The organism is Micromonospora sp. WMMD736 (assembly GCF_049179015.1).
In the GTDB taxonomy this organism is placed as follows: Bacteria; Actinomycetota; Actinomycetes; order Mycobacteriales; family Micromonosporaceae; genus Micromonospora.
In genome coordinates, this window is the sequence record NZ_JBMHMI010000034.1 from 1 (window position 1) to 4732 (window position 4732).

General features: G+C 60.6%; 4 protein-coding genes and 2 pseudogenes. All 6 read right to left on the reverse strand.

Annotated elements, in window-relative coordinates:
- The coding region (locus ACN269_RS33090) for an EspA/EspE family type VII secretion system effector (RefSeq protein ID WP_421477028.1) at nucleotides 1-273 on the reverse strand (273 nt) is incomplete at its 3' end.
- Between the two features lie 340 nt (nucleotides 274-613).
- Nucleotides 614-952: pseudogene (locus ACN269_RS33095) on the reverse strand (ISL3 family transposase); the annotation flags it as partial.
- Between the two features lie 78 nt (nucleotides 953-1030).
- A pseudogene (locus ACN269_RS33100) lies at nucleotides 1031-1723 on the reverse strand (helix-turn-helix domain-containing protein); the annotation flags it as partial.
- 190 nt (nucleotides 1724-1913) lie between these two features.
- Nucleotides 1914-2858 (reverse strand): hypothetical protein, encoded by a 945-nt coding sequence (locus ACN269_RS33105; RefSeq protein ID WP_421477030.1) that lies wholly within the window; start codon nucleotides 2856-2858, stop codon nucleotides 1914-1916.
- Between the two features lie 316 nt (nucleotides 2859-3174).
- Entirely contained in the window at nucleotides 3175-3630 is a 456-nt protein-coding gene (locus tag ACN269_RS33110) for a hypothetical protein (RefSeq protein ID WP_421477032.1), read from the reverse strand.
- A gap of 71 nt (nucleotides 3631-3701) precedes the next feature.
- On the reverse strand, nucleotides 3702-4732 hold a 1031-nt coding region (locus ACN269_RS33115), incomplete at its 5' end, for a hypothetical protein (protein WP_421477033.1).

The following is a 4732-nucleotide window of genomic DNA, read 5'->3' on the forward strand; positions in this document are numbered from 1 at the left end:
GACGATCTGCGCCGATTGGTTGACGTGTACCCGTAGTCGCTGATCCAACGCGGCCATCTCACCGATCACCCGACGGTGCTCAGTGTTGGCAGCGTCGTAGTTGGAAGCGGCTGCCCCAGTCCAGCGGGAACCTGGTGCCGCTGCCTGCAAATCAGACTCCAGTCGCCGCAACTGGCTGCTCTGGTCGAAGTCCTCACCGGGCTGCGGGACGCCCTGGCCGAACGTTTCCCTAGCGTCGTCCCAAGTCGAGTAAAAAGCGTCGAGCACGCTCACGCGCACTCCCCCTGCTTCGGCAACACTTGCTTAGTATCTCAGCTACCCGAGTGAGCGAGTGACACGAATCCTGCATCCCGTCAGCAGCTACTCACGTATCCCACGATCTCGGAACACCGTCCCAAGATCCTGCGCCCAACCTGCAACCTGCACCCGCTGCTTGACACGCAACGCACCTGGGATGTCTAACCCCACGACCTCGAAGAATCACACGACGACGTCGTACACCACGTCCCTGGACTTGACCAGCTGCGCCGCAACGCCCCGAGATTCCTTAGCCTCACCCACGCGCAGACCCTCACTCGCCATGGCAGCGACTTACTAACTGGGCGTAGCCGGGCAGTTCTTTGGCGATCCACGCCGCGGCGATGTCCTCGCCCGGATCGGCGGTGAGCAGCTTGGTGAACAAGGTGGTGCGCTGGTCGTCGGTGAGCCGTTCGGCGCCGCGCAGCAACCGGCGGCGGTTGATCCACTCGACGTCGGCTTTGCGGCCGCGCCGGCCCCGCTGGGCCAGCGTGACCCGCCGGCGCACCGCATCGAGCATGTCATTGGCCTTTTTGACCAGGTGGAACCGGTCGACGATCACGACCGCCCCGGGTAGTCCCAGTCGCACCGCGCGGGCGTAGACCACCGACATGTCGATGGCCACGTGGGTGATCTGCGCCCGCCAGGCCGGGTCGCGTTCAGCGAGCCATTCGGTCACCGCCGCGGAGGTGCGGCCGTTGACCTGGATCAACAGTCCCTGGTTGCCGGTGATTCAGCGAGCCATTCGGTCACCGCCGCGGAGGTGCGGCCGTTGACCTGGATCAACAGTCCCTGGTTGCCGGTGATATCGACCAGGCCGGTGTCCCAGCGGTCGACCCAGGACCGCCGCCCGGTGTCGGGGTCGGTCTCCCACTTGGCCTTCCCGCGGCGGGTCTCGTCGATGCCCAGCACCCGCACCGGCGCCGGTTCGGCCTCCAGGACCGCGTCGGCGACAGCGATGACGTGGTCGTGCACGGTGTGCCAGCCGCAGCGGTACTCCCCGGCCACCGCGGCCACCGAGCGGTCCTTGTCGAGGACCTCAGCGGCCATCGCTGCCTTGGCCCGCGGCGTGACCCGAGCCCGCGCCGGCACCCCGGGAACGGCTTCGGTGAACGCCTTGCGGTCACAGACTACGCTGGGGCACAGCCACTTTCGCTTGCGCCACTGCAGTTGGGGCCGGTCGGGTCCGACCCGCACGTCCCGCGGTGCGGTCGTGACCCAGCCCTTCGACCTGGTCCAACGCTCCCCGCACGCTGGGCAGATACCGACCCACTCCGCGGCGGTGTGCACCACCACCAACCGGGTCCCGTCCTCTCGTCGATGCACCGACTCGACGACCACACCGTCGAGATCGAGCAGCAGTGAACTACCGTCAACCATGGGCCCGCGTTCCTTGTTCTGGATGCCTGAAGAACACCCAGCTCACAGGGGCGCGGGCCCCTAATCAATCACCGACACGACACGATGTCGGACAGCTCCAGACCCCTATCAAATGCGAAGAGCCCAAAATCCTTCATGATCTCGCTTACACCAGAGATGGGCCCACCAGCATCCGGAACCTGCTCAGCAACAAAGCCACCGATGTCGCCACTCGCCCTCCTAGCAGGTGACCATTACTATGCCGCCTTACACGCAAAGTCAATCGACTTAGTGAGGCGAATCGCAGCTTGAGACAGAAAATTGTCTGAAGAGGTGTAGCTCGGCACCGCCTTTACATAGGCTCTCCAATACTGGGCAGATAAAGTCGATATGTCCTCGAACACAGAATTCTCGCTTTGCCGACCCAATCGCTCCATCTCCATCGCGGTGGTCGCCATCACCTGCGCTGCCGCATCATTAATGGTTCTTTGCTCCGGTGTCAATTCGGCCGCTGGAATTTTGGGATCAAGTTGCTGCCATTCGGTGAGCTGGTCATTAAATTGAGCCGTCAACGACTCCCAATCCGAGCAAACAGGATTGTCTTCGCTTAGGAACATCAGCGGATGTTCTGCATCACTCGGCGCCGAAATCTTCGATGGAGCGGCAGGATCTGGAAGCAAAGGAGCAATTGGCTGTACAGACCGGTATATGATCGCAGAGCAGATATCGCCGACTGCGTTGTTGACTAGATTCATTACCTGGAGCATTGCGTCGTCGCCTTCAACATAGGAAGGCACCGATTCTACAAAAGCCCGGCCATAGGCGATGAATTGCTGGTATAGTTCACGCATGACTCTGTGTGGCGTTTGCCTTGACAGTTCGATCGTATCGCTTGCAGCGTCGCCAATCGCCTGACTCACCGTTTCATACATTCTACGTTGTTCAGGATTCCAGGAACTTTCCGGGATTGAAGAATCACGCTTATCCCAATTTACTGCGCTGACCCTGTTGACATATTCTTGGGATACGCGAGACCAAGGCTCACATGTTGGGTCTTCGGTGATGATGTTGACCGGTCCGGTGTCATCGGCGCTGGCGAATTCCGAGTCAGATCCGCCGTTGCCTGGCTCGGGTCCGTCACCGCCGGAGTCTGGTCGTACCACAACAACGGTGATAACAACGGCGAGCGCTATTGCCAACACCGCGGCCAGGCCACCCAGGATCCACTTGCCCTTGCCGCCACCGCTGGGTGGCGGTCCCAGCGGGGGTCCGCCCCATTGCTGAGGTGCTCCCCACTGCTGTGGTGGCGGACCCCCCGCCTGCGGGCCCCCATACCCGGGTGGTGGACCACCCTGGGCACCGGGCTGACCACCCCACTGCGGTGGCCACCCACCCTCCGGCGGGCCGCCCTGCGGCGGGGGCGGACCATACGGACCCTGCGGGGGCACACTCATCGACACACCTTCACATCACACACTCACGGCCACAACAAACTTTGAGGATCACAGCTTGCGCGGGTCACGTCGGCTGCAACTCCAACAACGCATCACCGGTCAACACCCCCACATGCTGCCAATAAATCCAATCCGTGACCGCCGCCCGCAGAGCAGTGGAATCAGACGCGGTCTGCGCAGCGAACAACGCCCGCTCCTCAGCACAACCCGCATACTCCACAAACGCACGTAGATGCGCCACCCCACGATCAGAAGCCTGACTCATCATCGGCTTCATCACCTCAAACCACTTCGCCTCCGACTCATCAACCGGAACCCGAGCATCAACAGGAGCCGGCGGCAACAACTCCGCCAACCCCGCATCACTAAGCGCGGCCAACTTCGCCGCCGTTTGCGGTGCAATCACCTCCAACCGCAAAAGCCCCTGCATCACACCACTCGCCGGAATGTCCTCAGGTTGTAGAACCACCTTGGCCGCACCGGTATCAAAACCCTGGAACTGCTCCTCAGTCGCAATCACCAGCCAGCCCCGTCACCCAATAAAACCCACTATCCATCGACGCCGACACTTTCAACGCCATCGAATGCTATTCACGCGGCTGCGTCACATGCCGTAAAGACTACCTTCTGTAGATTTATCGCCGCTTGCGATAGAAAATTATCGACCGCCCGATAGGTGGGTAGCGCTAGGACGTACGCGCGTCGGTATTGAGCGGCGAGCACAGCAACGTCTTCGAGTGTCGCGTTGCCACTCTCACGACCGAGTCTTTCCAAGTCATCGGCGAAGCCTGACATCAATGGTGCAACTCTCTCGTTGACCGATCGTTGCTCGGGAGTCCAATCTGGGGCGGCTACTTGTGGATCGATTTTTCGCCAATCGGCAACTTGCCGATTATATTCAGTCGTCAATGATTCCCATTCAGAACAGACCGGGTTTCCTTCAGGAAGAAAGCGAGTGGGAGAACCTGAAATCATCTCCGATACAAGACTCGTCGGCGGAGAAATATCCGGAATCAACGGCGCTATGGGTGGTGCTGAATTCCAGTTTATACTCGAACAAATGTCTGACAATGCCGAGAAAATGGTATCAGCCACGATGGCCAAATTTGCATCCTCGCCTTCATAAGAAGGGATTGCTTCGACAAACAAATTCGAGTACGCAATGAACTGGTTATAGAGTTCTCGCATCACACGATGGGGAGTCGCCCTGGCCAACTTGGCAGCGTGCTCCGCTGTTCTCGCCTGCGCTTCACCGACCGCGTCATACATTGCCCGCTGCTCAGAACTCCAGGCAGTAGCAGGAATAGATCGATCACGGCCGCCCCAATTGACGGCATCAGCTTCGTCTGCATATTCGATCGAAACGCGTGTCCAGGTCTCACATGTTGGGTCTTCGGTGATGATATTCACTGGCCCGGTGTCACCTGCACTAGCAAACTCCGAGGAAGCATCGCCGTTGTGTGGATCGGACTCGTCGCCGGAGTCGGGTCGTACCAGCACGACGGTGATCACCACCGCGAGCGCGATAGCCAGCACCGCGGCCAGACCCCCCAGAATCCACTTGCCCTTCCCACCACCGGGTGGTGGCCCCGGCGACGGACCGCCCCACTGCTGCGGCGCAC